Source organism: Pseudomonas sp. PDM09 (assembly GCF_014852305.1).
Taxonomy (GTDB): Bacteria; Pseudomonadota; Gammaproteobacteria; order Pseudomonadales; family Pseudomonadaceae; genus Aquipseudomonas.
In genome coordinates this window covers 77264-103939 of sequence record NZ_JACVBI010000004.1, presented here as the reverse complement: position 1 = coordinate 103939, position 26676 = coordinate 77264, and the positions used below count along the sequence as shown (strand labels likewise).

The 26676-nt window shown below is 60.3% G+C and carries 25 protein-coding genes; 13 read left to right on the top strand and 12 right to left on the bottom strand.

Annotated elements, in window-relative coordinates:
• Nucleotides 1-202 precede the first annotated feature (202 nt).
• The 4 genes from IB250_RS11715 (at nucleotide 203) to IB250_RS11700 (ending at nucleotide 3390) form a co-directional block, all read left to right on the top strand.
• The gene (locus tag IB250_RS11715) at nucleotides 203-565 is read left to right on the top strand and encodes an ArsC family reductase (protein WP_007907995.1); all 363 of its coding nucleotides are present in this window, start codon (nucleotides 203-205) and stop codon (nucleotides 563-565) included.
• Between the two features lie 33 nt (nucleotides 566-598).
• Entirely contained in the window at nucleotides 599-1633 is a 1035-nt protein-coding gene (dapD, locus tag IB250_RS11710; RefSeq protein ID WP_192344211.1) for a 2,3,4,5-tetrahydropyridine-2,6-dicarboxylate N-succinyltransferase, read from the top strand.
• Nucleotides 1634-1777: 144 nt separating this feature from the next.
• Complete coding sequence (locus IB250_RS11705) at nucleotides 1778-2983, top strand: aminotransferase class V-fold PLP-dependent enzyme (protein ID WP_192344210.1); 1206 nt, start codon at nucleotides 1778-1780, stop codon at nucleotides 2981-2983.
• Nucleotides 2980-3390 carry a SufE family protein gene (locus IB250_RS11700; RefSeq protein ID WP_192344209.1) on the top strand — a complete coding sequence of 137 codons (411 nt, stop codon included), beginning with the start codon at nucleotides 2980-2982 and terminating at the stop codon, nucleotides 3388-3390. The genes IB250_RS11705 and IB250_RS11700 overlap by 4 nt, the downstream gene beginning before the upstream one ends.
• Nucleotides 3391-3509: 119 nt before the next feature.
• On the opposite strand, the gene tcdA is transcribed toward IB250_RS11700, so the two are convergent.
• Nucleotides 3510-4319, bottom strand: a complete 810-nt coding sequence (tcdA, locus tag IB250_RS11695; protein WP_176466917.1) for a tRNA cyclic N6-threonylcarbamoyladenosine(37) synthase TcdA — start codon at nucleotides 4317-4319, stop codon at nucleotides 3510-3512.
• Between the two features lie 288 nt (nucleotides 4320-4607).
• On the opposite strand from tcdA, the gene IB250_RS11690 reads away from it, so the two are divergent.
• The 4 genes from IB250_RS11690 to IB250_RS11675 all read left to right on the top strand — a co-directional run bounded on the left by IB250_RS11690 (nucleotide 4608) and on the right by IB250_RS11675 (nucleotide 9832).
• On the top strand, nucleotides 4608-7199 hold the full coding sequence (locus IB250_RS11690) for a glycosyltransferase (protein WP_192344208.1): 2592 nt from the start codon (nucleotides 4608-4610) through the stop codon (nucleotides 7197-7199).
• A 219-nt stretch (nucleotides 7200-7418) separates the two neighbouring features.
• Nucleotides 7419-8570, top strand: coding sequence for a succinyl-diaminopimelate desuccinylase (dapE, locus tag IB250_RS11685; RefSeq protein ID WP_192344207.1), 1152 nt, complete (start codon nucleotides 7419-7421; stop codon nucleotides 8568-8570).
• Nucleotides 8570-9379, top strand: coding sequence for a putative RNA methyltransferase (locus IB250_RS11680; protein ID WP_192344206.1), 810 nt, complete (start codon nucleotides 8570-8572; stop codon nucleotides 9377-9379). Before dapE ends, IB250_RS11680 begins: the two co-directional genes overlap by 1 nt.
• A gap of 75 nt (nucleotides 9380-9454) precedes the next feature.
• Nucleotides 9455-9832, top strand: coding sequence for a hypothetical protein (locus IB250_RS11675; RefSeq protein WP_123501135.1), 378 nt, complete (start codon nucleotides 9455-9457; stop codon nucleotides 9830-9832).
• 140 nt (nucleotides 9833-9972) lie between these two features.
• Here the strand turns inward: IB250_RS11675 and IB250_RS11670 are convergent, their stop codons facing one another.
• Entirely contained in the window at nucleotides 9973-10182 is a 210-nt protein-coding gene (locus IB250_RS11670; RefSeq protein ID WP_007964248.1) for a cold-shock protein, read from the bottom strand.
• Nucleotides 10183-10348: 166 nt separating this feature from the next.
• Here IB250_RS11670 and plsB point away from each other — a divergent pair, with 166 nt between their 5' ends.
• Genes plsB through IB250_RS11655 form a run of 3 tightly spaced genes read left to right on the top strand, consistent with a single transcriptional unit; the run spans nucleotide 10349 to nucleotide 14049 of the window.
• Entirely contained in the window at nucleotides 10349-12853 is a 2505-nt protein-coding gene (gene plsB, locus IB250_RS11665) for a glycerol-3-phosphate 1-O-acyltransferase PlsB (RefSeq protein ID WP_192344205.1), read from the top strand.
• Nucleotides 12854-12904: 51 nt separating this feature from the next.
• Nucleotides 12905-13303, top strand: coding sequence for a YbaY family lipoprotein (locus tag IB250_RS11660; RefSeq protein ID WP_192344204.1), 399 nt, complete (start codon nucleotides 12905-12907; stop codon nucleotides 13301-13303).
• Between the two features lie 56 nt (nucleotides 13304-13359).
• Nucleotides 13360-14049, top strand: coding sequence for a DUF4197 domain-containing protein (locus IB250_RS11655; protein ID WP_192344203.1), 690 nt, complete (start codon nucleotides 13360-13362; stop codon nucleotides 14047-14049).
• A 108-nt stretch (nucleotides 14050-14157) separates the two neighbouring features.
• Here the strand turns inward: IB250_RS11655 and IB250_RS11650 are convergent, their stop codons facing one another.
• From IB250_RS11650 to IB250_RS11640, 3 genes are all read right to left on the bottom strand, one after another.
• Nucleotides 14158-15504 carry a Fic family protein gene (locus IB250_RS11650; RefSeq protein WP_192344202.1) on the bottom strand — a complete coding sequence of 449 codons (1347 nt, stop codon included), beginning with the start codon at nucleotides 15502-15504 and terminating at the stop codon, nucleotides 14158-14160.
• 175 nt (nucleotides 15505-15679) lie between these two features.
• Nucleotides 15680-18751, bottom strand: a complete 3072-nt coding sequence (locus IB250_RS11645; protein ID WP_192344201.1) for an efflux RND transporter permease subunit — start codon at nucleotides 18749-18751, stop codon at nucleotides 15680-15682.
• Nucleotides 18752-18757: 6 nt separating this feature from the next.
• Nucleotides 18758-19858 (bottom strand): efflux RND transporter periplasmic adaptor subunit, encoded by a 1101-nt coding sequence (locus IB250_RS11640; RefSeq protein ID WP_192344200.1) that lies wholly within the window; start codon nucleotides 19856-19858, stop codon nucleotides 18758-18760.
• 93 nt (nucleotides 19859-19951) lie between these two features.
• Between IB250_RS11640 and IB250_RS11635 the strand changes: the two genes are divergently transcribed.
• A complete protein-coding gene (locus IB250_RS11635) occupies nucleotides 19952-20596 on the top strand; it encodes a TetR/AcrR family transcriptional regulator (RefSeq protein ID WP_192344199.1) in 645 nt (214 codons plus the stop codon).
• Nucleotides 20597-20716: 120 nt separating this feature from the next.
• On the opposite strand, the gene IB250_RS11630 is transcribed toward IB250_RS11635, so the two are convergent.
• Entirely contained in the window at nucleotides 20717-21499 is a 783-nt protein-coding gene (locus IB250_RS11630; RefSeq protein WP_008012270.1) for a class I SAM-dependent methyltransferase, read from the bottom strand.
• 93 nt (nucleotides 21500-21592) lie between these two features.
• On the opposite strand from IB250_RS11630, the gene IB250_RS11625 reads away from it, so the two are divergent.
• Complete coding sequence (locus IB250_RS11625; protein WP_192344198.1) at nucleotides 21593-22213, top strand: energy transducer TonB; 621 nt, start codon at nucleotides 21593-21595, stop codon at nucleotides 22211-22213.
• 4 nt (nucleotides 22214-22217) lie between these two features.
• Here the strand turns inward: IB250_RS11625 and IB250_RS11620 are convergent, their stop codons facing one another.
• From IB250_RS11620 to adk, 6 genes are all read right to left on the bottom strand, one after another.
• Entirely contained in the window at nucleotides 22218-22913 is a 696-nt protein-coding gene (locus IB250_RS11620) for an extensin family protein (protein WP_192344197.1), read from the bottom strand.
• 2 nt (nucleotides 22914-22915) lie between these two features.
• A complete protein-coding gene (locus IB250_RS11615; RefSeq protein ID WP_192344196.1) occupies nucleotides 22916-23737 on the bottom strand; it encodes an isocitrate lyase/PEP mutase family protein in 822 nt (273 codons plus the stop codon).
• A gap of 33 nt (nucleotides 23738-23770) precedes the next feature.
• On the bottom strand, nucleotides 23771-24631 hold the full coding sequence (locus tag IB250_RS11610; protein WP_192344441.1) for a DUF72 domain-containing protein: 861 nt from the start codon (nucleotides 24629-24631) through the stop codon (nucleotides 23771-23773).
• Nucleotides 24628-24933, bottom strand: coding sequence for a hypothetical protein (locus tag IB250_RS11605; RefSeq protein ID WP_007940187.1), 306 nt, complete (start codon nucleotides 24931-24933; stop codon nucleotides 24628-24630). Before IB250_RS11605 ends, IB250_RS11610 begins: the two co-directional genes overlap by 4 nt.
• Before the next feature lie 278 nt (nucleotides 24934-25211).
• Nucleotides 25212-25886 carry a tRNA (adenosine(37)-N6)-threonylcarbamoyltransferase complex dimerization subunit type 1 TsaB gene (gene tsaB, locus IB250_RS11600; protein ID WP_192344195.1) on the bottom strand — a complete coding sequence of 225 codons (675 nt, stop codon included), beginning with the start codon at nucleotides 25884-25886 and terminating at the stop codon, nucleotides 25212-25214.
• 93 nt (nucleotides 25887-25979) lie between these two features.
• Nucleotides 25980-26627 (bottom strand): adenylate kinase, encoded by a 648-nt coding sequence (adk, locus tag IB250_RS11595; protein WP_192344194.1) that lies wholly within the window; start codon nucleotides 26625-26627, stop codon nucleotides 25980-25982.
• Nucleotides 26628-26676: the final 49 nt, after the last annotated feature.

The window sequence follows — 26676 nt, the reverse complement described above, 5'->3', positions numbered from 1 at the left end:
CAGCCGTTGCCCCCACAGATTTGTACCAGCGGCGGCTGCAGGGGGGCAGCCGTCCGATGCCGCTGACTGTTGCCCCCATGTCGCACGACACAGCTGATCGCCATGGCCTACAGACAAACCCGACCACAGCCGACGCGAAACCGTCCGGTCATGGCATAATCCTTCACCTTTAATTTCCAGCACCTGCAAAGGGGGCAATTCCTTGACCGCTTCAAGCAAAACGTTGCACCTTTTCGGCATCAAAGCCTGCGACACCATGAAAAAGGCGCGCACCTGGCTCGATGAACACGCTGTCAGCTATGACTTCCATGATTACAAAACGGTCGGAATCGACCGTGAACACCTGAGCCAATGGTGCGACGAGCACGGCTGGCAAGTGGTGTTAAACCGTGCAGGCACGACCTTTCGCAAGCTCGACGACGAACGCAAAGCCGATCTCGACCAGCGCAAGGCCATCGAACTGATGCTCGCACAACCTTCGATGATCAAGCGCCCGGTGCTCGATCTCGGTGACCGAACCCTGATTGGCTTCAAGCCAGATATCTACGCGGCCGCACTCAAGTAAGGCAGCCCGTTCCATTTTGTTAGAGGTATCAACATGTCCACTACCCTGTTCAGCCTGGCCTTTGGTGTCGGCACTCAAAACCGTCAAGGCGCATGGCTGGAAGTGTTTTACGCGCAGCCACTGCTCAACCCGTCGGCCGAACTGGTCGCCGCCATTGCGCCGGTTCTGGGCTACACCGACGGCAATCAGGCCATCGCCTTCAGCACCGCTCAGGCGTCCCAACTGGCCGAATCGCTGAAAAGCGTCGACGCTGCACAAGCGGCACTGCTGACCCGTCTGGCCGAGAGCCACAAGCCGCTGGTCGCCACGCTGCTGGCCGAAGATGCACAGCTGAGCTCCACGCCTGAGGCTTACCTCAAGCTGCACCTGCTGTCCCATCGCCTGGTCAAGCCCCACGGCCTGAACCTGGCCGGGATCTTCCCGTTGCTGCCGAACGTGGCCTGGACCAGCCAGGGCGCGATCGACCTGGCCGAATTGGCCGAGCATCAACTGGAAGCCCGTCTGCGCGGCGAGCTGCTGGAAGTGTTCTCGGTGGACAAGTTCCCGAAAATGACCGACTACGTGGTACCGGCCGGCGTGCGTATCGCTGACGCGGCGCGTATTCGTCTGGGCGCTTACGTGGGCGAAGGCACCACCGTCATGCACGAAGGTTTCGTCAACTTCAACGCCGGCACCGAAGGCCCGGGCATGATCGAAGGTCGTGTGTCGGCGGGCGTTTTCGTTGGCAAGGGTTCGGACCTGGGCGGCGGCTGCTCGACCATGGGCACCCTGTCGGGCGGCGGCAACATCGTGATCAAGGTCGGCGAAGGCTGTCTGATCGGCGCCAACGCCGGTATCGGTATCCCGTTGGGCGATCGCAACACTGTTGAGTCGGGCCTGTACGTGACGGCCGGCACCAAGGTTGCGCTGCTGGATGAGCACAACAAACTGGTCAAAGTCGTTAAAGCCCGTGAACTGGCCGGTCAGCCTGACCTGCTGTTCCGTCGCAATTCGGAGACCGGTGCCGTGGAATGCAAAACCCACAAATCGGCCATCGAATTGAACGAAGCGCTGCACGCTCACAACTAAGCAGAGCGTCAAACGATCACCTGAACTTGTAGGAGCGAGGCTTGCCCGCGAAGCTTTTGGCGCCAGTAATGACGCCTTCGCGGGCAAGCCTCGCTCCTACAGGTCAGGCGTTCCACCCGCCCATGTTCACCAGGGCCCGATAACATGATGATTCCCTCTCCCTGGCGCGCCGATTTCCCGGCCATCGCCGCCCTGCAACGGCAAGACCAGACTTATCTGGACAACGCCGCCACCACGCAAAAACCTCAAGCCCTGCTGGATGCCCTGGCGCATTACTACGCCAACGGCGCGGCCAACGTGCATCGGGCGCAACACTTGCCCGGCGCCCATGCCACCCAGGCGTTCGAAGACAGCCGCAACAAAGTCGCGCAATGGCTCAACGCCGGCGATTGCGGGCAGATCATCTTTACCCACGGCGCGACGTCCGCGCTGAACCTCTTGGCCTATGGCCTGGAACACGTATTCAATCCGGGCGATGAAATTGTCATCAGCGCTCTGGAGCATCACGCCAACCTGTTGCCATGGCAGCAACTGGCCCACCGTCGCGATTTGAAATTGGTGATCCTGCCGCTGGATGTCGACGGTTTGATTGACCTTGAAGCCGCCTCTCGCCTGATCGGCCCGCGTACCCGCCTGCTGGCGGTCAGTCAGCTGTCCAACGTGCTCGGCGCTTGGCAGCCGTTGCCCGCGTTACTGGCGATGGCCAAAGCGCACAACGCGCTGACCGTGGTCGACGGCGCTCAAGGCGTGGTGCATGGTCGGCATGACGTGCAGGCGCTGGGTTGCGACTTCTATGTGTTTTCCAGCCACAAGCTCTACGGCCCGGATGGCCTGGGTGCGCTGTTCGGTCGTCATGAAGCGCTCGAACAACTGCGCCCGTGGCAGTTCGGCGGCGAAATGGTGCTGGATGCCAACTACCACGACGCACGCTTTCGTCCCGCGCCGCTGGGGTTCGAGGCCGGTACGCCACCGATTTCCAGCGTGATTGGCCTCGGGGCGACCCTGGATTATCTGGCCAGGCTGGATCAGGACGCCGTGTCCGCCCATGAAGCGGCGCTGCATGACTATTTGCTCAAAGGCCTTGAAGCGCGCAACGGCATTCGTCTGCTAGGCAAGCCGCAACTGGCACTGGCCAGTTTTGTCGTCGAGGGTGTGCATAACGCTGATCTGGCGCATTTGCTGACCGAACAGGGAATCGCCGTTCGCGCCGGTCATCATTGCGCCATGCCGTTGCTCAAAAGCTTTGAACTGGCCGGGGCGATTCGGGTGTCGTTGGCGTTGTACAACGACTCCGAAGACCTTGAGCGCTTTTTTGAAGCGCTGGATCAGGCCCTGGAGTTGTTGCGATGACCTTGCCCGCCGATGCCGTCACCGCGCTGGATACTTTTCAGCAGGCTGCAAGCTGGGAACAGCGGGCGCGGTTGCTGATGCAATGGGGCGACCGCCTGCCGCCGTTGAGCGATGTGGATAAAGTCGAGGCCAACCGCGTGCATGGCTGTGAGAGCCAGGTGTGGCTGGTCGGTGCGCTGCAGGACAGTCACTGGCAGTTCAGCGCCAGCAGCGATGCACGGTTGATTCGCGGGTTAGTGGCGCTGCTGCTGGTGCGGGTCAACGGCTTGTCCGCAGTTGAGTTGCAGCAGGTGGATTTGGCGGATTGGTTTAATCAGCTGGGGCTGGGTCGCCAGTTGTCCCAGTCCCGTAGCAATGGCCTCAACGCCGTGTTACAGCGGATGCGGGAGTTGTCTACGCCCCTGTGACCGATCGTTCCCACGCTCTGCGCGGGAATGCCTCAAGGGACGCTCCGCGTTCCAGCCCTAGAAAGGGACGCGGAGCGTCCGGGGCTGCATTCCCACGCAGAGCGTGGGAACGATCAGTATCAGGCAGGCTTGATGCGATCGGCGGGGCGACGTACACCCGCCACAATCTTATCCACAGCCTTGGTCGCCGCGACCATGCCGAACGTTGCCGTCACCATCATCACCGCGCCAAAGCCGCCGGCGCAGTCGAGCTTCACCCCATCACCGACAAAACTCTTCTGCAAGCAAATGCTGCCATCGGGTTTCGGGTAGCGCAGTTGCTCGGTGGAAAACACGCACGGGACGCTGTAGTGGCGGGTCACGGTGCGGGAGAAACCATAGTCGCGGCGCAACGTGGAGCGCACTTTCGAGGCCAGCGGATCGTTGAATGTGCGGTTCAGGTCGCAGACCTGAATCAGTGTCGGGTCAATCTGCCCCCCCGCGCCGCCGGTGGTGATGATCTGGATCTTGCGACGTTTGCACCAGGCGATCAGCGCGGCTTTGGCGTTGACGCTGTCGATGCAGTCGATCACGCAGTCGATGTTCGGCGTGATGTACTCGGCCATGGTTTCACGGGTGACGAAGTCCGCCACCGCATGCACCGTGCAGTCCGGGTTGATCCCGCGCAGACGCTCGGCCATCACCTCGACCTTGGGCTTGCCGACGGTGCTGTCCAGCGCATGCAGCTGACGGTTGACGTTGCTGACGCAGACGTCGTCCAGGTCGAACAGCGAAATCTCGCCCACGCCACAGCGGGCAACAGCTTCCGCCGCCCAGGAACCGACGCCACCGACGCCGACAATCGCCACATGGGCCGCGCGCAAGCGCTCAAGGCCTTCGATGCCATACAAGCGGGCGATGCCAGCAAACCGCGGATCTTCTGTACTCATGACCATTACCCCAAAAACCGGCGCGCATTATAGGGCCGTCGGCGGCCAAGAGCATCTTTGGTGCTATGGACGGCAGTCTTGACGGCTTCAAATGACTACAAATTATTGGAATTGAGCTACAGCGTCCCCGGTCAAAGAACTTAAGTCGACCTGGATTGCCCAATGTCGGGCGTTTCCCTGTTCGCTGTACGGTCAGAGAACCTCCAGTGTAGGATGCGCGCCCCTGCCACCTGGCAGCCGGCCGCCAACCGTTCCTTCGTTCCACAGCCTTTGGAACCCGAAAAAGCTATGTCATCGCGTAAATTTGGACTCAACCTGGTCGTGGTGCTCGCCATCGCAGCCTTGTTTACCGGCTTCTGGGCGCTGGTCAATCGCCCGGTCACCGCCCCCAACTGGCCTGAACAGATCTCCGGCTTTTCGTACTCGCCGTTTCAACAAGGCCAGTACCCGCAAAAAGCCCAGTACCCGACCGACGATGAAATGCGTCGCGACCTGGAGATCATGAGCAAGCTGACGGACAACATCCGGACCTACTCGGTCGACGGCACGCTGGAGAACATTCCCAAACTGGCAGAAGAATTCGGCCTGCGGGTGACCCTGGGGATCTGGATCAGCCCGGATGAAGAGCGCAACGAGCGCGAGATCACCCGCGCCATCGAAATCGCCAACACCTCGCGCAGCGTGGTTCGCGTGATTGTCGGTAACGAGGCGATCTTCCGTAAGGAAATCACTGCAGCAGAGCTGAGCCTGATTCTGGATCGCGTCCGCGCAGCCGTAAAGGTTCCGGTCACCACCTCCGAACAGTGGCACGTCTGGGAAGAAAACCCGAGCCTGGCCAAGCACGTCGACCTGATCGCGGCTCACGTTCTGCCCTACTGGGAGTTCGTTCCGGTGGACAAGGCCGGTCAGTTCGTTCTCGACCGCGCCCGTGACCTGAAAAAGATGTTCCCGAAAAAACCGCTACTGCTCTCCGAGGTCGGCTGGCCGAGCAACGGCCGCATGCGCGGTGGCGCCGATGCGTCACCGGCGGACCAGGCGATTTACCTGCGCACGCTGGTCAACAAGCTTAACCGCCAAGGTTTCAACTACTTCGTGATCGAAGCGTTCGACCAGCCGTGGAAAGCCAGCGACGAAGGTTCGGTGGGCGCGTATTGGGGTGTGTTCAACGCCGCGCGCCAGCAGAAATTCAACTTCGAAGGCCCGGTCGTCGCGATCCCGCAATGGCGCGTGCTGGCTATCGGCTCGGTAGTGCTGGCACTGCTGTCGCTGACCCTGCTGATGATCGACGGCTCGGCCCTGCGTCAACGTGGCCGCACCTTCCTGACCTTTATCGCGTTCCTCTGCGGTTCGGTATTGGTGTGGATCGGTTATGACTACAGCCAGCAATACAGCACCTGGTTCAGCCTGACGGTGGGCTTCCTGCTCGCCCTCGGTGCACTCGGGGTGTTTATCGTTCTGCTGACCGAGGCCCATGAACTGGCCGAAGCGGTCTGGACCCACAAACGTCGGCGCGAATTCCTGCCGGTGGTCGGCGATTCGCACTACCGACCGAAAGTCTCGATTCACGTGCCTTGCTACAACGAGCCGCCGGAGATGGTCAAACAGACCCTCAACGCCCTGGCCAACCTCGACTATCCGGACTTCGAAGTCCTGATCATCGACAACAACACCAAAGACCCGGCGGTCTGGGAACCGGTACGCGATTATTGCGAAACCCTCGGCCCGCGCTTCAAGTTCTTCCATGTGGCACCGTTGGCTGGCTTCAAGGGTGGCGCGCTGAACTACCTGATTCCGCATACTGCTAAGGATGCCGAAGTGATTGCGGTGATCGACTCGGACTACTGCGTCGACCCGAACTGGCTCAAGCACATGGTGCCGCACTTCGCCGATCCGAAAATCGCCGTAGTGCAATCGCCACAGGATTACCGCGACCAGAACGAAAGCACCTTCAAGAAGCTCTGCTACGCGGAATACAAAGGCTTCTTCCACATCGGCATGGTCACCCGCAACGACCGTGACGCGATCATCCAGCACGGCACCATGACCATGACCCGGCGCTCGGTGCTCGAGGAACTGGGCTGGGCCGACTGGTGCATCTGTGAAGACGCCGAGTTGGGTCTGCGCGTGTTCGAAAAAGGTCTGTCCGCGGCGTATTACCACGACAGCTACGGCAAAGGCCTGATGCCCGATACCTTCATCGACTTCAAGAAACAGCGTTTCCGCTGGGCCTACGGAGCGATTCAGATCATCAAGCGTCACACCGCCAGCCTGCTGCGCGGCAAGGACACCGAACTGACCCGTGGCCAGCGTTACCACTTCCTCGCGGGCTGGTTGCCGTGGGTGGCGGACGGCATGAACATCTTCTTCACCGTCGGCGCGCTGTTGTGGTCGGCAGCGATGATCATCGTGCCGCAACGGGTCGATCCGCCGTTGTTGATTTTCGCGATCCCGCCGTTGGCGCTGTTCGTGTTCAAGGTCGGCAAGATCATCTTCCTGTACCGCCGTGCGGTCGGGGTCAACCTGAAAGACGCCTTCTGCGCCGCGTTGGCCGGGCTGGCGTTGTCGCACACCATCGCCAAAGCGGTGTTGTACGGTTTCTTCACCAGCAGCATTCCGTTCTTCCGCACCCCGAAAAACGCCGATAACCACGGCTTCTGGGTAGCCATTTCGGAAGCGCGCGAAGAGGTGTTCATCATGTTGCTGTTGTGGGGCGCGGCGCTGGGGATCTTCCTGGTGCAGGGCCTGCCGAGCAACGACATGCGCTTCTGGGTGACCATGTTGCTGGTGCAGTCGCTGCCGTACCTGGCAGCGCTGATCATGGCGTTCCTGTCGTCGCTGCCCAAACCGGTGGCTGAAGCCACGACCGCACCGGCTGTCTAAATCCGTACAGATGCACTAAACGGCGGCCAATGGCCGCCGTTTTGCTTTAAGATAACCGCCATTTTGCAGGCCTTGGCCGGGCACGTACCAACGGCCGAACGCCATACCTGTGGGAGCGGGCTTGCTCGCGAAGCTTTTGGCGTCAGTGATGGCCCCTTCGCGAGCAAGCCCGCTCCCACATTTAGCCCGCGCCCATATTTCATGTTTTCGGAGCTTTCCATGACGGCCCACGCCGACCTTTCGCCGACCCTTCAACTCGCCATCGACCTGATCCGCCGTCCGTCCGTGACGCCGGTGGACGCCGATTGCCAGAAGCAGATGATGCAGCGCCTGGGCGATGCCGGTTTCAAGCTGGAACCGATGCGCATCGAAGAGGTGGATAACTTCTGGGCGACTCACGGTAAACACGAAGGCCCGGTGCTGTGCTTCGCCGGCCACACCGACGTGGTCCCGACCGGTCCGGTAACCGCTTGGCAGATCGACCCGTTCAACGCGGTGATCGACGAACACGGCATGTTGTGCGGTCGTGGCGCGGCCGACATGAAAGGCAGCCTTGCCTCCATGACTGTGGCAGCAGAGCGTTTCGTCACCGATTACCCGGATCACAAGGGCAAGGTCGCTTTCCTGATCACCAGCGACGAAGAAGGCCCGGCGCATCACGGCACCAAGGCTGTGATCGAACGCCTCGCCGCCCGTAAGGAACGTCTGGACTGGTGCATCGTCGGCGAACCATCGAGCACTACCTTGGTGGGTGACGTGGTCAAGAATGGACGTCGCGGCTCCCTCGGCGCCAAATTGACCGTGCGCGGTGTGCAGGGTCACGTGGCGTATCCACACTTGGCGAAGAACCCGATCCACCTCGCTGCCCCGGCGCTGGCCGAGCTCGCCGCCGAGCACTGGGACCACGGCAACGATTTCTTCCCGCCGACCAGTTTCCAGATTTCCAACGTCAATTCCGGCACCGGCGCGACCAACGTGATCCCGGGTGATCTGGTGGCGGTGTTCAACTTCCGCTTCTCCACCGAATCCACCGTCGAAGGCCTGCAAAAGCGCGTCGCCGATATTCTCGACAAGCATGGCCTGGACTGGCACATCGACTGGGCGCTGTCCGGCCTGCCATTCCTCACCGAACCGGGTGCGCTGCTCGACGCGGTGTCGGCGAGCATCAAGGACATCACCGGTCGCGAGACCAAGGCGTCCACCAGCGGCGGTACTTCCGACGGGCGCTTCATCGCGACCATGGGCACTCAGGTTGTCGAACTGGGGCCGGTCAACGCGACGATTCACCAGGTCAATGAGCGCGTGCTGGCGGCCGATCTCGATGTGCTGACCGAAATCTACTACCAGACTCTGATCAAGTTGCTCGCCTGATGCTCGCATGTCCGATCTGCAGCGAACCGCTGAACACGGTGGACAACGGCGTGGCTTGCCCCGCCGGGCATCGTTTCGACCGTGCGCGGCAGGGTTACCTGAACCTGTTGCCGGTGCAGCATAAAAACAGCCGCGACCCTGGGGATAACCTGGCGATGGTCGAAGCCCGTCGCGACTTTTTGAACGCCGGCCATTACGCACCAGTGGCCAAGCGTCTGGCGGAACTGGCGGCGCAATACGCGCCCCAGCGCTGGCTGGACATCGGTTGTGGCGAGGGTTACTACACCGCGCAAATCGCTGAAGCCTTGCCCAACGCCGATGGCTACGCCCTGGACATTTCCCGGGAAGCGGTCAAACGCGCCTGCAAACGCAACCCTGCCCTGACCTGGTTGATCGCCAGCATGGCCCGAGTACCGCTGGCCTCAGGCAGCTGCCAGTTTCTCGCCAGCGTGTTCAGCCCGCTGGACTGGGAAGAAGCCAAGCGCCTGCTCAGCCCCGGCGGCGGCCTGATGAAAGTCGGGCCGACCAGCGGCCATCTGATGGAATTGCGCGAGCGACTGTACGACGAAGTCCGCGAGTACACCGACGACAAGCACCTGGCGCTGGTGCCGGAAGGCATGACGCTGCAACACAGCGAAACCCTGGAATTCAAACTGACGCTTGTGAGCGGCCAGGATCGCGCGAACCTGTTGGCCATGACACCCCACGGCTGGCGCGCCAGTGCCGAACGCCGAGCGGCGGTTATCGAACAGGCCGAGCCGTTCGAGGTCACTGTTTCGATGCGCTACGATTACTTCGTACTTCAATAATTTTTGGTCTCGAGCAATAGCTTGAAGCCGGCTAAATCCGCGAATGGATTTTTCAAGACCGCAGTGAGGACATCCATGCGCCAACCCGATATCGAGATTTACCTGAAAGACGCTGACGTCGACTACAAGGCCATCGCGGCCTGGCTCGGCGCGGCTTTAGGCCCGTGCACCGACTGGGTTCAGAAAGGCCAGACCTACAAGTGCAAGGCCGGCAGCGTGCCGGTCACCTGGTTGCCGAAAGCCGTGGGCAAATGGAACAGCCTGTTCCTGGACAGCGACCAGACCCCATGGGAAGACGACATCGCCTGCGCCCGTGCAGCCTTTGCCGCGCTGAACGTCGAAGTGCGTTGCGCACCGGGTAGCTGGGTCGAGGAAGAAGGTGAAGAGACGGCGGATCGCTGGATGCGCATCAGCGCCGATGGTGAAGAAGAGATCACCTGGAAAACCGCTTAAGTCCCGTGTAACGCGGATCAAATGTGGGAGCGGGCTTGCTCGCGAATACGGTGTGTCAGTCGACATTAACATTGACTGACACACCGTATTCGCGAGCAAGCCCGCTCCCACATTGTTTTTGTGTGATCCGAAGGTCGGCTTTACAGACCCACCACATCCTCAGCCTGCAAGCCCTTCTCCCCGGTCACCACCGCATACTCAACCTGCTGACCTTCAGTCAGCGAACGATGCCCTTCGCCGCGGATCGCGCGGTAGTGCACGAACACGTCCACCCCGTCCTCGCGCTGAATGAAGCCATAGCCCTTGGCGTCGTTGAACCACTTCACATTGCCGGTTTCGCGTGTAGCCATATCTAGTTACCCCCTTGTTTTTATTTTGAAGGGCCGAGTATATGACAGACGCAAAAACTCTCAACTCAAGTTTACTTAGGCGCTTTTTTGCCGATTTTCGGCGAATACGGCACACTATCTGCCGCCCGAGCAAACGCTCGGTTTTTTCCACTCACGCAGAAGCCGTATGACCCGTTCCCCGTTCCGCCGTCTTGTGTTTGGCACCTTGCGCCGACTGCTGTACCTCTGGGTTCGCTCGGAGACGATCAATCAGTCGTCGTTCACCCTCAACCTCGACCGCAGCCGGCCGGTGTTCTACGTCCTGCAAAATCCTTCACTGACCGACCTCGCCGTGGTCGATACCGAATGCAGCAAGGCCGGCCTGCCGCGCCCGGTGCTGCCGGTGTCGGTAGGCGCGTTAATAGAACCCGCCGCGTTCTTTTACCTGACGCCGGAGCCTGACTGGCTCGGCCGCCAGGACAAACGCGGTGCGCCACCGACCCTGACCCGTCTGGTCAGCGCCCTGAGCCAGAACGCCGCCGAAGACGCGCAGATCATTCCGGTCAGCGTGTTCTGGGGCCAGTCGCCGGACAGCGAATCGAGCCCGTGGAAACTGCTGTTCGCCGACAGCTGGGCGGTCACCGGGCGATTGCGTCGGCTGCTGAGCATCATCGTGCTGGGGCGCAAGACCCGGGTGCAGTTCTCGGCGCCGATTCATTTGCGTGAACTGATCGATCACAACAAAGGCCACGAGCGCACCGTACGCATGGCCCAGCGGATTCTGCGGGTGCATTTCCGCAATCTGAAAGCCGCGGTGATCGGCCCGGACATTTCCCACCGCCGCAACCTGGTCAAAGGCCTGCTCAATCAGCCCTCGGTCAAACAGGCGATTCTCGACGAAGCCGAGCGCGAGAACATCTCGCCGGAAAAAGCCAAGGCCCAGGCCCTGCGCTATGGCAACGAAATCGCCTCGGACTACACCTACACCGCGATCCGCTTTCTGGAAGTGGTGCTGAGCTGGTTCTGGAACAAGATCTACGACGGGATCAAGGTCAACCACATCGAGGGTGTGCAGAAAGTCGCCCAGGGTCACGAAGTGATCTACGTGCCGTGCCACCGCAGCCACATCGACTATTTGCTGCTCTCGTATCTGCTGTTTCGCAACGGCCTGACCCCGCCGCACATTGCCGCCGGGATCAACCTCAACATGCCGGTGATCGGTAGCCTGCTACGGCGTGGCGGCGCGTTCTTTATGCGCCGCACCTTCAAGGGCAATCCGCTCTACACCTCGGTGTTCAACGAATACCTGCACACCCTGTTCACTAAAGGCTTCCCGGTCGAGTACTTCGTCGAGGGCGGCCGTTCGCGCACCGGGCGCATGCTGCAACCGAAAACCGGGATGCTCGCGATCACTCTGCGTAGCTTCCTGCGTTCGTCACGCATGCCGATCGTCTTCGTGCCGGTGTACATCGGCTATGAGCGCGTGCTGGAAGGCCGCACCTACCTCGGCGAATTACGTGGCGCGAGCAAGAAGAAAGAATCGATCTTCGACATTTTCAAAGTCATCGGCGCGCTCAAACAGCGCTTCGGTCAAGTCGCGGTCAACTTTGGCGAGCCGATCAAACTGGCGGAGTTCCTCGACAGCGAACAGCCAGACTGGCGCCAACAGGAACTCGGTCCACAATTCAAACCGGCCTGGCTCAACGAAACCACCAACCGCCTCGGCGAGAAAGTCGCACAGCATTTGAATGAAGCGGCGGCGATCAACCCGGTGAATCTAGTGGCCCTGGCATTGCTGTCCACCAGCCGTCTGGCCCTGGACGATCGCGCCATGGCGCGGGTGCTTGATCTGTATCTGGCGCTGTTGCGCAAGGTTCCCTACTCCTCGCACACCACCCTGCCGGAAGGTGACGGACGGGCGCTGATCGAGCACGTGAAGGACATGGACCTGCTGTCTGAGCAAAGCGATGCGCTGGGCAAGATTCTGTACCTGGACGAACAAAACGCCGTCCTGATGACCTACTACCGCAACAACGTGCTGCACATCTTCGCGTTGCCGTCGTTGCTGGCGAGTTTCTTCCAGAGCACCTCGCGCATGAGCCGCGAGCAGATCCTGCGCTACACCCGCGCACTGTATCCGTACTTGCAATCGGAGCTGTTCATTCGCTGGTCGCTGGACGAACTCGATGGCGTGGTCGATCAATGGCTCGAAGCCTTCGTCGAGCAAGGCCTGCTGCGTTTCGAGAACGACGTGTACCTGCGTCCGGCACCGAGCTCGCGGCATTTCGTGCTGCTGACACTGTTATCAAAAAGCATCGCCCAGACTTTGCAGCGCTTTTACATGACCGTTTCCTTGCTGCTCAACAGCGGCCAGAACAGCATCAGCGCCGAAGAACTGGAAGATCTGTGCACGGTCATGGCCCAGCGCCTGTCGATCCTCCACGGCCTGAACGCCCCGGAGTTCTTCGACAAGAGCCTGTTCCGTCACTTCATCCAGACGATGCTGGACCTCGACGTGCTGCGCCGCGACGAAGCCGGCAAGTTGAGCTATCACGAACTGCTCGGCGAACTGGCCGAAGGCGCGGCCAAACGGGTATTGCCGGCGGAGATTCGTTTGTCGATCCGTCAGGTGGCGCTGCATCGCAGTGAAGATGCTGCGGACCAAGTCGCGGCTCCAGCGCAGACCGTCTAAATTCCTACAGGCGCCAGGCTTCTTCTGGCGCCTTCGATACGGAGATCTTCAATGAAAAAACTCTCTCTCGTCCTGCTGACTACCCTGCTCGGTGCCTGCCAGTCGACACCACCGACCGCCAACGCCAGCCTCGACGGCGAAGTGTTCTACTTGCAACGCATCGCCCTGCCACCGAGCGCAACCATGAGCGTCACCTTGCAAGATGTGTCCTTGGCCGACGCACCCGCGGTAGTGCTCGACGAGCAGAAAGGTCCGGTCAAAGGCCAGGTGCCGTTGCCGTTCCATTTGAGCTACGATCCGGCGCAGGTCAAACCCGGCCACCGCTACTCGGTCAGCGCGCGCATTGAAGTCAATGGCGAGCTGATGTTCATCACCACTGAAAATCACGCCGTGCAACTGGACGGCAAAGATCGGCAACCCCTGAAAATCCGCGTCGACGTGGCCCGTTAATTCTATTTTCTGAACCTTTTTTTCTGAGCCTTTTTTCTCTTAATAAGGAAGCCGCCATGCTCCGCCCTACTCTTCGCTTCGCTGGCCTGTGCGCAGGCTTGATGATCTGCGCCAACGCCCTGGCCTTGTCGCTCAATGACCTATCGCAACAAGATGCCACCGGCGGTCTTAAGGACGCCCTGACCCAAGGCGCGCAACTGGCCGTCAAACAACTCGGCGCACCAGGTGGCTTCAGCAACAACCCGGACGTGAAAATCGAACTGCCGGGCAAGCTGGGTAAGGTCGCCAAGAAAATGAAACAGTTCGGCATGGGCGATCAGGTCGATCAACTGGAAACCAGCATGAACAAAGCGGCTGAGGCGGCCGTGACGCAGGCTCAGCCGATTCTGGTGGATGCGGTGAAGAAGATGACCGTGGAGGATGCCAAGGGGATTCTCGGCGGCGGCAAGGACTCGGCGACTCAGTACCTGAGCAAAACCAGCCGCGAGCAGATCCGCACCAAATTCCTGCCGATCGTCAAACAAGCCACCGACCAGGTCGGCCTGGCCCAGCAATACAACTCGTTCGCCGGGCAAGCGGCGACCCTGGGTGTGCTGGATGCGAAAAACGCCAACATCGAAAGCTACGTGACCGAGCAGGCGTTGAACGGTTTGTTCGAGATGATTGGCAAGCAGGAACAAACCATTCGCCAGAACCCTGCGGCGGCGGCGACCAGTTTGGCGAAGAAGGTATTTGGTACGCTCTAAGCCTCAACTCCGATCCTGTAGGAGCGAGCTTGCTCGCGATTGCGGTGTGTCAGCCACAGTATGTCGACTGACACGGACTCATCGCGAGCAATCTCACGCCCCCGGGAATCAGACCGCGGACGCTGCCCGCAGGAAGAACACCCACTCGCGCCCCATCCTCCTTTTCTCGAACACCATCAACTCGACCAAACCATTCAGAGTGGCTGACGCGGTGTTGTAAGAGCAGTTCAGATTCTCCTTCACATTGACCGCCGTGAACTCCTTGGCCATACCACTCTTGGCCACTTGGTATACGGCTCGCTGTTTCTCGGTCAATCGGTCGAAAAAACCAGACTCCAGCAGCCATCGATCAAAGCTTTCGGTATAGGCCAGGCTTTTTCGATAAGCCTCGGTAAAAGCGCTGACAGCCCGGGAGATGACTGAACACTGGAAATCGATGAAGTAGGTCAGGTCCAGATCATCGGCCTCGGTATTCAGATACGAGCGCCCGTATTTCACCGGCGCATTGCGCAGCAACAAGCTGATCGCGATGTAGCGAAAGGCCGAGAAGTCATTCTTGAACATGAACCAGTAAAACAGTGCCCGTGCGACCCGGCCGTTGCCATCGCGAAAAGGATGCTCATAGCCCAGTGCAAAATGCAGCGCGATTCCTTTGATCAATGGATGAAGGTAATCCACTTGACCGGGATCGTCGTGAGACTGGTTGATCCACTTCGACAGCACCTGCAATCGCGACACGAGCCCCGCTGCGGGAGGCGGCGTATGCACGGTATTACCTTCGCCATCCTGCACCACCACGTCATCGTTGACCCTGAAGGCACCCGGTGAATATTGCGGGTCATCGATACCTTCGACGCCGACACGATGCATCGCCGCGATCAGCTCGACGCTCAAGGGCTCATATCGCTTTTCCCAGGCGAAGTTCATCATCTTGTAGTTACCGATGACCATCCTCTCATCCGGCGTACGCGGCAGGCGCTTGCGCTTGAGCATGTCCTTGGCCACCCGGGTGGTGGTTGCCGCGCCTTCGAGCTGGCTGCTGCTGATGGCTTCGTCTTCGATCAGATCGTTGAGCAGATAGCTGAAATGCGCTCGTTCGCCGATCTGGCCAGTCATGTATTCCAGCGCTGCCGTCGTCGCTTGTCGATCGACGGCCGAAACAGCTTTCTGGGCCAATGGGGTCAGCACAAATTGGCCCCATTGAATGGGCTCGCCCAATGGCAAAATGCTGGAATACTGTGCGGTCCGGGCTTTCTTGACCAAGGCCCAGCACAGGTTCGCATCCAGTCCAGGCGCCCAGCGGTAGCGCAACTCATCGAAAGGAAGGTAGCGGCCCTGATCGTCCAGCGGCTTGAGCAGTGCGAGGTAGTCCGAGAGGCGTTCCTTGTGGGGTGACTGCCCCAACAGATCGAACACCGGGTCGGATCTGCCCCTGAGCATGGGCGGTTTTTTCATTATCGGTGTCTCAAAAACTCACGAAGTTGAGTCTTGAGTACAACAGCGCACCTACGTTGACTCAATATCAGACGGATCTGAAATATGTGTAGGAGCTTGGACCGCCTTCGCGGGCGAGCCTCGTTCCTACAATGGAGTGACCATGGTCGGCCCGAAGGCCGCCAAGATCAAACAATCACACCGGCTCTTGCTTGACCCTGAACCAAGCCGCATACAACGCCGGCAAAAACAGCAACGTCAACGCCGTCGCCACAATCAGCCCACCCATGATCGCCACCGCCATCGGCCCGAAAAACACACTGCGCGACAATGGAATCATCGCCAGCACCGCCGCCAACGCCGTCAGCACAATCGGTCGGAACCGCCGCACCGTCGCCTCGATAATCGCCTGCCAAGGCTTAAGCCCGGCAGCGATGTCCTGCTCAATCTGATCCACCAGAATCACCGAATTACGCATGATCATCCCGGACAAGGCGATGGTCCCGAGCATCGCCACAAAACCAAATGGCTGGCGGAACACCAATAGAAACAGCGTCACACCGATCAGCCCCAGTGGCGCCGTCAGAAACACCATCACCGTGCGTGAGAAACTGCGCAGTTGCAGCATCAGCAACGTCAGCACCACCACAATGAACAACGGCACGCCAGCATTCACCGAGCTCTGCCCACGGGCCGAGTCTTCCACCGTACCGCCGACGTCCAGCAAATAGCCGTCCGGCAATTCGGCGCGAATCGGATCCAGGGTCGGCATGATTTGCTGCACCAGTGATACCGGTTGTTCCTTGCCGTAGATGTCGGCGCGAACCGTCACGTTGGGCAGGCGGTTACGGTGCCAGATGATGCCTTCTTCGAAGCCGTATTCCAGCGTCGCGATCTGCGACAGCGCCACGCTGCGACCGTTGTCGGTCGGCACGGCCAGGCTTGGCAGCAACGCCAGCTCGGTGCGCTCATGCACCGTGCCGCGCAGCAAGATCTCGATCAACTCGTTGTCTTCGCGGTACTGGCTGACGCTGGCACCGGTCAGCGAGCTGCGCAGGAAACCCGACAGGTTCGCCGTGCTCACACCCAGCGCCCGTGCGCGGTCCTGATCGACGTTCAGATAAACGACTTTGCTCGGCTCTTCCCAGTCCAGATGCACGTTAACCACGTGTGGGTTCTCGCGAACCTTGGCCGCGACTTTACGGGCCAATGCGCGGACTTCCTCAATGTGCTCACCGGTGACCCGGAACTGCACCGGATAGCCAACCGGCGGACCATTCTCCAGCCGCGTGACTCGCGAACGCAGGGCCGGGAATTGTTCATTGAGGGTTCCAATCAGCCAGGTGCGCAGGGTTTCGCGGTCTTCGATGGTTTTGGCCAGCACGACAAATTGCGCAAAGCTCGCAGCCGGAAGTTGCTGATCCAGCGGCAGGTAGAAACGCGGCGAACCGGTGCCGACGTAAGCCACGTAGTTGTCGATCCCGGCCTGATCCTTGAGCAGGCCTTCGAGGCGTTTGACCTCCTCGGCGGTGTTGCTCAAAGACGCCCCTTCGGCCAGTTTCAGATCGACCATCAACTCCAGCCGCCCCGAAGCCGGGAAGAACTGTTGCGGCACGAAACGGAACATTACCAGTGAGGCGACGAACATCACGACCGTCAGCATGATCACCGTTTTGCGTCGGCGCACGCACCACTCCACCAGACGTCTGACGCGCTGATAGAACGGCGTGCCATAAGGGTCGGGTTGACCGTCGCCAGTGCCATGCTTGGCGGCGTGAATTTTCGCCAGGTCCGGCAGGAGTTTTTCCCCCAGATAAGGTACAAAGACCACGGCGGCAACCCACGACGCCAACAGGGCGATGGTCACCACCTGGAAAATCGAGCGGGTGTATTCGCCGGTGCCCGATTGCGCGGTGGCAATTGGCAGGAAACCGGCAGCGGTGATCAGCGTTCCGGTGAGCATCGGGAACGCAGTGCTGGTCCAGGCGTAGCTGGCGGCTTTGACCCGGTCGAAGCCCTGCTCCATTTTGATCGCCATCATTTCCACGGCGATGATCGCGTCGTCCACCAGCAACCCCAGCGCCAGTACCAGCGCGCCAAGGGAAATCTTGTGCAGGCCTATCCCCAGGTAATACATGCAGGCGAATGTCATCGCCAACACCAGCGGAATCGCCAGCGCCACCACCATGCCGGTGCGCACACCGAGGGAGAAGAAGCTCACCAGCAATACAATCGCCAGCGCCTCCACCAGCACCTGAACAAACTCGCCGACACCGGTTTTCACCGCGGCGGGTTGATCGGACACCTTGCGCAACTGCATGCCAGCAGGAAGATTTTTCTGGATCCGGGCGAATTCGACTTCCAGCGCTTTGCCCAGAATCAGAATGTCGCCACCGCTTTTCATGGCCACGGCCAGGCCGATGGCGTCTTCAGCCATGAAGCGCATGCGCGGCGCCGGTGGATCGTTGAAGCCACGACGAACGTTCGCCACATCGCCGATGCGGAACGTGCGATCACCGACCCGGATCGGGAAGTTCTTGATCTCGTCGACGGTCTGAAAATTCCCCGAAACCCGTAGCTGCAAACGCTCGCTGGTGGTTTCGAAGAAACCTGCGTTGGACATCGCGTTCTGCTCTTCAAGCGCCTGCTGCACCGTCGCCAACGGCAACCCGAGGGTAGCCAGTTTGACGTTGGACAGTTCGATCCAGATCTTCTCGTCCTGCAGCCCGATCAGATCGACCTTGCCCACATCCTTGACCCGTTGCAGCTGAATCTGGATACGGTCGGCGTAATCCTTGAGCACCGCGTAATCAAAACCTTCGCCGGTCAGGGCGTAGATGTTGCCGAAGGTGGTGCCGAATTCATCATTGAAAAACGGGCCCTGGATGCCCGGTGGCAGGGTCTGACGGATGTCGCTGATCTTCTTGCGGACCTGATACCAGAGGTCCGGGATTTCCACCGAATGCATGGAATCCCGCGCCATGAACGTCACTTGGGACTCGCCCGGGCGGGAGAACGAGGTGATCCGTTCATACTCGCCGGTTTCCATCAGTTTCTTTTCAATACGCTCGGTAACCTGGCGCGATACTTCCTCGGCCGTGGCCCCCGGCCAGTTGGTGCGAATCACCATGGCTTTGAAGGTAAACGGCGGGTCTTCACTTTGGCCCAGCTTGGTGTAGGACAACGCGCCGACGACGGCCAGCAAGAGCATCAGGAACAGTACGATCTGGCGGTTACGCAGCGCCCATTCGGAAAGATTGAAACCCATCGGGGATTACTCCTTGTGCGCCAGATTGACCACACGGTTGGAGCGATCCACCGGGCGTACTTGCTGCCCGTCGTGAAGCACATGAACACCGGCCGCCACCACCCAGTCGCTGGCGTTCAGGCCTTCAAGCACCGGCACGGTTTTTTCACCGAATGCACCGACCCGAACCGGGGCTTTTTTCAAGGTGTTGTTGGCGCCGACCACCCACACATAAGTGGCACCGTTTTCCGCAGTGACCGCCGACAGCGGCACCGACAACGCCACGACTTCGGCGGTCTGGATGAACACCCGGGCGCTCTGGCCCAGTTCGGCGGGAACCTTGCCGGCGGTAAAAGCAATACGGGCCGCGAAGGTGCGCGATTTTGGATCGGCGGCAGGCGACAACTCACGGATGCGTCCGGGGAAACGTTGATCGGGTTGTGTCCAGAGTTCCACCGAGACCGGCTGGCCGACCTTGAAACGACCGAAGCTCTGCTCCGGCAAGCTGATTAACACTTCTCGCTCGCCATCGGTGGCGAGGGTAAATACGGTTTGCCCGGCCGCGACCACTTGCCCGACTTCAACCGCACGTTTGGCCACCACGCCATCCTGCGGCGCGCGCAGCACTGCGTAACTGGCCTGATTGGTCGATACGTTGAATTCGGCTTTGATTTGCTTGAGGCGTGCTTCGCCGGAGCGATAGAGGTTTTCCGCATTGTCGTACTGCGAGCGGCTGACCATCTGCCGCTCCATCAGGGTCTTGTAGCGATCGCGTTCGGCGCGCACCAGGCTCAGGTTGGCTTCGGCGGCCGCGACCTGGGCGCGGGTGGCTTCCAGTTGCAGGCGCACGTCCTGAGGATCGAGTTCCGCCAGGGGCTGGTCGGCCTTGACCCGCTGGCCTTCCTCGACCAGTCGTCGGCTGACTTTGCCACCAATGCGGAAGGCCAGATCAGGCTCATAGCGCGCACGGACTTCACCGGGATAACTCTCCATGGCCTGAGCCGAGGGCTCTGGCTGAACGACCATGGCCGGGCGGACGGTGACTTGAGGCGCCTCTTCATGGCCGCACGCAGACAATAAAAAAGCCAGGCTGACCGGCAATGCGAGGGGCAAGGCATAGCGGAACATGGGAAAGGACCTTTCGCTAATGGTGCTTTGAATAATTATACTGACCAGTATGTTATTAATAGCAAACTCACCAGTCCAGTATTAAAGCGAAGAATGTCTGACAATCTTTCCATACCCAGCGGCCCGGGCCGTCCCAAGGATCTGGCCAAGCGCCAGGCCATCCTCGATGCGGCAAAAATCCTGTTTCTGAGCAAGGGATACGCCAACACCAGCATGGATGCCGTGGCGGCCGAAGCCGGCGTGTCGAAGCTGACGGTCTACAGTCATTTCAACGACAAGGAGACGCTGTTTTCCGCCGCCGTCATCGCCAAGTGCGAAGAGCAATTGCCGCCCCTTTTCTTTGAATTGCCGGAGGGCATCGCGGTGGAAACCGTGCTGCTGAACATCGCACACGGCTTTCATCAGCTGATCAACAGTGATGAATCGGTGAACCTGCATCGGCTGATGATGACGCTGGGTAGCCAAGACCCGAAACTCTCGCTGATTTTCTTCCAGGCCGGGCCAGAACGCGTACTTCACGGAATGGAGGGGTTGCTGAACAAGGTCAATCAGAGCGGCGCATTGAGTATCGACAAACCGCGCAATGCCGCCGAGCATTTCTTTTGCCTGCTCAAGGGGGCGGGAAATTTCCGCTTGTTGTATGGCTGCGGCGAGCCGGTGACCGGGGATGCGGCCGAAGCCCATGTGCGGGAAGTGGTGGGGTTGTTTATGCGGGCTTATCGGCCGGAGTCGGCCTGATGATCGTTCCCACGCTCTGCGTGGGAATGCAGCCCGGGACGCTCCGCGTCCCTTTCGAAGCGGACGCAGAGCGTCCATTGAGGCATTCCCACGCAGAGCATGGGAACGATCAGTATCGAATCAGGGTTTGAGCGCTTTCTTCGGATAAATGTCGTATCGGCTGGACTTGCCATCCAGCGCATGACTCGGCTTCGGCCCATCGATGCACGGCGCCTTGCGCGGGCGTTTGACTACCACCCGGTGACTGGCCAGGGCCAACGCCGCTTCGAGCAATGCCGGCGCATCCGGGTCATCACCTACCAGCGGCCGGAACAGGCGCATTTCCTTCTTCACCAACGCGGTTTTCTCACGATGGGGAAACATCGGGTCGAGGTAAATCACCTGCGGCGGCTCGCCTTCCCAGTTGCGCATCACTTCGATCGAGTTGCCCTTGAGCAAACGCATCCGCGCCACGATCGGTGCCACGTCGAAATCTTCCGCGCCGCGGGCCAGGCCATCTTCAAGTAACGCGCCGATCAGCGGCTGGCGCTCGATCAGGCTCATCTCACAGCCCAGGCTAGCCAGCACGAACGCATCCTTGCCCAGCCCGGCCGTGGCATCCAGCACGCGTGGACGCACGCCTTGGGCGACGCCGACCGCCTTGGCAATCATCTGACCGCTGCCACCGCCGTACAACCGACGATGGGCCGCACCGCCCTCGACGAAGTCCACCCGCACCGGTCCCGGTGCATCCGGCCCCAGTTGTTGCAGCTGCAACCCCTGCTCGCCCACCTGCAAGGCAAACTCGCCGTCATCCACCTGCAACGGCAACCCCAGGCGCTCGGCCCATTGTTCGGCCTGTGGCTGAAAGGTCGTGCCCAAGGCCTCGACATGGATGCGGCAGGCCGCAGGTTGCTCAATCATGGGAAAACACGCTCAAAAAATTAATGATCGGCAAAAACGGCCGATAACCAAACTATCGAGCATTTTGCCAGAGCTGAGCGTCGACCGAGAGAAATGTCAGACATTCAACGCACATCGATAGGTTACATCTCGCCCCACGGCGATTTTGGCCTGCGAAATTCCCAAGCACTGAGCGGCGTCAGTCACCTGTGGCAGGATTTTTTTGCCCAGGCCCTGGCCGATCAGTCGGGCGATGTCGTGCCGGAGTCTCTCAACTTTCCACCGGTTGATCTCGATAGCCCGGTCGAACCGACCGTTGGCAGTGAGCTGCTGGCGCACATCGTTTCCCAGCGCGAATGTGATGTGATCGAAACACCCGTCCGCCCGCCAGAGCCACTGTTCCTGCCGATTGCCGAGTTCGAAATGGACCTGGCCGACAAACCTTCCCCGCCGTTCCCGCCGGAAGAAATCGTCGCGCAACAGAAACAACAGGACTTCGACAGCGGCTGGGTACGCCCGATCGTGCTCACCGCCGGTCAACCGCTGCCAGAGCCTGGCATCGCACCGCAACCGCGCCTGCTGCACTTGCCGATCGCCGAGTTCGAGCTCGACTTGCTGGACAAACCGTTCCCGCCTTTCTCGCCCGAAGAGCTGGTGGAACAACAGAAACAATTGGATTTCGATAACGGTTGGGCACGCCCGATCGTTCTGCAGAACCTGCGCATCGCCGCATAATCCTTCAGCGGCACCGCCACCACGGCCCGACATCCACATGAAAGTGGTTGCGATGGGCGGCGTTGTAGTCCGGGCTCAACACCACACTGAACATATCGCAGGCGCCGTCGCGGACCTGACGCAGAAATCGCGCGTCCTGGTTATCCTTCGGCCAATCCCTGAGCACGCTGATCGATCGGCCGTCCGCCAGCCGGAATCCGCTGATATCCAGCGCATCGGCCGTGGCATGCTGGCTGCGTCTGCCGTTTTCGCGGTTGTAGACGTTGCGACAGGCGAAGCTGCCGAGATGGTCGACCCGTTTCACCGCCTGCCCGTAGACAGCCTGAGCCGCCGGTTGCAGGGCGTGGCGCTCAAACAAGGCGAACGCTACCGCCAGGCTGCAACTGGCGAGGAAACTGCTGCTCAGCGCCGCCTCGCCACCTTGCACACGCAAGGTGTTGGTCAACGGGCAAGTCGCGTCCGGGCTGTCGGCCTGACGGGCCACCCGCAAACCTGAGCTGCTCAGGACCTGGTCGCATAACTGCGGATCATTGCGCAGGCGCATCAGTTTGTAGCGGGTCAGCAGGTTCGGTTCGGCCTTTACGTCCAGCGGCGCCCACGGGTTCCATTGCGGGGGAATGGAAACCCAGCCGCGCCAGACGCTCAACCCGGCAGCGCCGATGATCAACAGCACCAGCAACAGCCCCCACCGAAACCGCATCGTCAGCCTTTGAACAATTGATTGGCCTTCTGGAACGGCATCGACCGAGAGGTAAAGCCGAAGGTCCCGTGTTGCTGGATTTCCTCGGCGGCGCGGAAGAACTCGCCATACGCGGCCAGGGCCAGGGCCGAACCAACGCTGATGCGTTTGACGCCCATTTCACTCAACTGCTCGACCGTCAGTTTGAGCCCGCCAGACATCAATACATTGACCGGTTTCGGCGCCACGGCACGTACCACCGCCAAGACCTCTTCAGCACTGCGCAGGCCCGGTGCGTAAAGCACGTCGGCTCCCGCCTCGGCGAATGCCTGCAAGCGGCGAATGGTGTCGTCGAGGTCAGGATTGCCGTGCAGATAGTTCTCGGCACGCGCCGTCAGCACGAAGGGAAAAGGCAAACTGCGAGCCGCCGCGACAGCCGCTTCGATACGCGCCACGGCATGCTCGAAGCAGTAGATCGGACCGTCCTCACGCCCCGTGGCATCTTCGATCGAACCGCCGACCGCACCGGCCTTTGCCGCACGCACAATACTTTTGGCGCAGTCGGCGGGGGCGTCGGCAAAACCGTTTTCGAGATCCACCGCTACCGGCAGATCAGTGGCCGCGACAATCGCTTCAACGTTTGCCAGGGTCTCGTCGAGCGTCAACCCACCATCGGGACGCCCCCGGGAAAAGGCGTAACCGGCACTGGTGGTCGCCAGTGCCTCGAAGCCAAGGCTGGCGAGCATTTTCGCCGAGCCGGCGTCCCAAGGATTGGGAATGACAAAAGCGCCCTCGCGTTCGTGCAGTGCTTTGAACGCCTGGGCTCGAAGGGTTTGCGCATCCATTGGCAGGCTCCTGAAAAGGGGAACGAATCCGCTTCAGAGCAAGCCAAGTTGCTCGGCGGCGGGCTCTCTGTATAGCTCAGGCAGCGGCGCCAAGCCAGGCAAACGCAGCATCAGTTGTGCGTGAAAACGTTGGGCGAGTTTTGCCGCCAGCAGGTTATCGGCGGTGTGCAGGAAGATATAGGGCGTGCGGCCCTCTTCGATCCAGAGAGCGATTTTCTCGACCCACGGCACCAGGAATGGATCGTTGGCTTCAAGCACAGGATGGCCAATGAAGCGCACCTGTGGGAATTGAGTGAACGCTGCAGGACGAGGCGGCACCCTGGGCTTTTTCGATTGGGCGTGGAGCACCGAAGGATCGGTCGAGGTGCAGCTGAACAGCGCTCGCGGATCAAGGCAGATACGCTCGACACCACGGTCCAGCAACAGGCGATTGAGCATCCGCTCGGCATCGCCCTTGGCGAAGAACTCATCGTGTCGCACTTCGACCGCCAAGGGCCGATCCACCGCGTCAATAAAACCGGCCAGCTCGGACAAACGTTGCGGGGTGAAGCTTTTGGACAATTGCAGCCAGAGGGGAGAAACCCGTTCACCCAGGGGGCTGAGCAATTGCAGGAAGGTTTCGGCGGCGGTCAATTGTTCGCGCAGGTCACCGCTATGGCTGATGTCGCCGGGGAACTTGGCGGTGAAGCGAAAGTCTTCGGGCATGGTCTCGGCCCAGCGCTGCACAGTGGCGGCAGACGGGCTCGCATAGAAGGTCGTATTGCCTTCTACGGCGTTGAACATTTGAGCATAAAGATTGAGAAACTCGGCGGGCCTGGCGTCTTGCGGATACAAGTAATCGCGCCAGGCGTTTTCACTCCAGGACGGGCAGCCGAGGTAGTAAGGCAGCATCAGATGTACAGGTCGAGACCCAGTACATCCGCATCCCAATCGACAAAAGTGGCGGTGCTCAGGTAACTGGCCAGTGCCATCGCCACACTTTTGCTCATGGCGCGGTGATAAATCATGTCTTGTTGGCGGGCGGGCAGATTGCTCAGGCGTTGTGCGGAAGCTTTGGCGGCACGGGCGGCCAATTGCTCTTCGGTAGGGAATTCCAGCTCGCCGTCGATATCGACGGAGTCATCCTCGGACACATGGCCTTTGCGAGGCTTGCGCTTGATGGGGTAGGACTGAGAGGAAACGCCGTCTATACGCATAAGTGCATGCTCGGTATCGATGATGGCAGCTTAGTGGCACATAGCCCACTTCGCAAACTGCCGAGTGATAACTAGAACACAGAAAAGCGAAAAGGTTTAAAGCGCAGGAGAGAAAATGACGATTGGCTGCGGTTGGAACACTTTGTGGCGAGGGAGCTTGCTCCCGCTGGGCTGCGAAGCTGCCCCCCCAAGCGCAGTCAGGTACACCGCGCCGTCAGGTTCTACGACTGCTCCGCAGCCGAACGGGAGCAAGCTCCCTCGCCACAGGACAACCGGGATTAACGCGCTTTCGGGGTCGCGACTTTATCGCGCAGATACACCGGCTGCGCCTGATCTGCCACGATCGCTTCACCGCGCTCCCAGGCAAAGCGCGCCAGGGTCAGCAGGTCTTCGGCGTGGGGCAGCATGCCCGCGTCCTGCCCGCTCAGGTTGACGGCAATGCGCTCTGCATACCCCCAACCGGTGCCCGCGCCGAACCACTCGCCGCGGGCATCGGCCGGCAACGCAGCGGCTTCCGGTGGCAGTACTGCTTCGTTGCCCACCAACCGCATCTCCCCCGCCGTTTCGCGGTAGCACCCCCAATACACCTCATCCATGCGCGCATCGATGGCCGCCGCGACCTGGCTAACGCCATGTTCGCGATAAGCCCGCTGGGCGAGTACGGCGAGATTGGAGATCGGCAACACCGGGCGATCCAGCGCAAACGCCAGCCCCTGCACCACGCCGATGGCGATCCGCACACCGGTGAACGCGCCCGGACCACGGCCGAACGCAATGGCATCGACCGCTTGCAGCGTGGTCCCGGCATCGGCCAGCAGTTGCTGGATCATCGGCAGCAGCTTCTGCGCATGCAGGCGCGGGATCACCTCGTAATGACTCGTGACTTTGCCGTCATGCAGCAAAGCAACGGAGCAAGCTTCAGTCGCGGTGTCCAGGGCCAGCAAGGTGCTCATCGATGTTTCCGTAAGAGAAGTCAAAAAAAGTGCGCCAGTATAAACAACTACGGCCCGCAAGCGGGCCGTAGTAGATGAAGCCGATCAGACTTTTCAGCTCAGTGCTTCAAGCACCTTGCCGGTAATCACTTCAACCGAGCCAACACCTTCGATGTGGCTGTACTTCGGCTTGCCCTGCGCAGAGGCCAGACCCTGGTAGAACTCCACCAGTGGTTTGGTCTGGGAGTGGTAGACCGACAGGCGATGACGCACGGTTTCTTCGGTGTCGTCCTTGCGCTGCGCCAGCTCTTCGCCAGTGATGTCGTCTTTGCCGGCGATTTTCGGCGGGTTGTAGACGGTGTGGTACACGCGGCCGCTGGCCTCGTGAACGCGACGACCGGCGATACGCTGAACGATTTCTTCGTCATCGACGGCGATTTCGACCACGTTGTCCAGTTCCACGCCCGCTTCTACCAGCGCTTCAGCTTGCGGAATGGTGCGCGGGAAACCGTCGAACAGGAAACCGTTGGCACAGTCAGGCTGCGCGATACGGTCCTTGACCAAGGCGATGATCAAATCGTCAGAGACCAGACCACCGGCATCCATGATGCCTTTGGCTTTAACACCCAGCTCGGTACCGGCTTTTACCGCAGCACGCAGCATGTCGCCGGTGGAGATTTGCGGAATGCCGAATTTCTCGGTGATGAACTTAGCCTGAGTACCTTTACCGGCCCCGGGAGCTCCCAGCAGAATGACGCGCATTAGATGTGCTCCTCAATTTTTTATATAGATAACGTCAGATTCGCCTCTT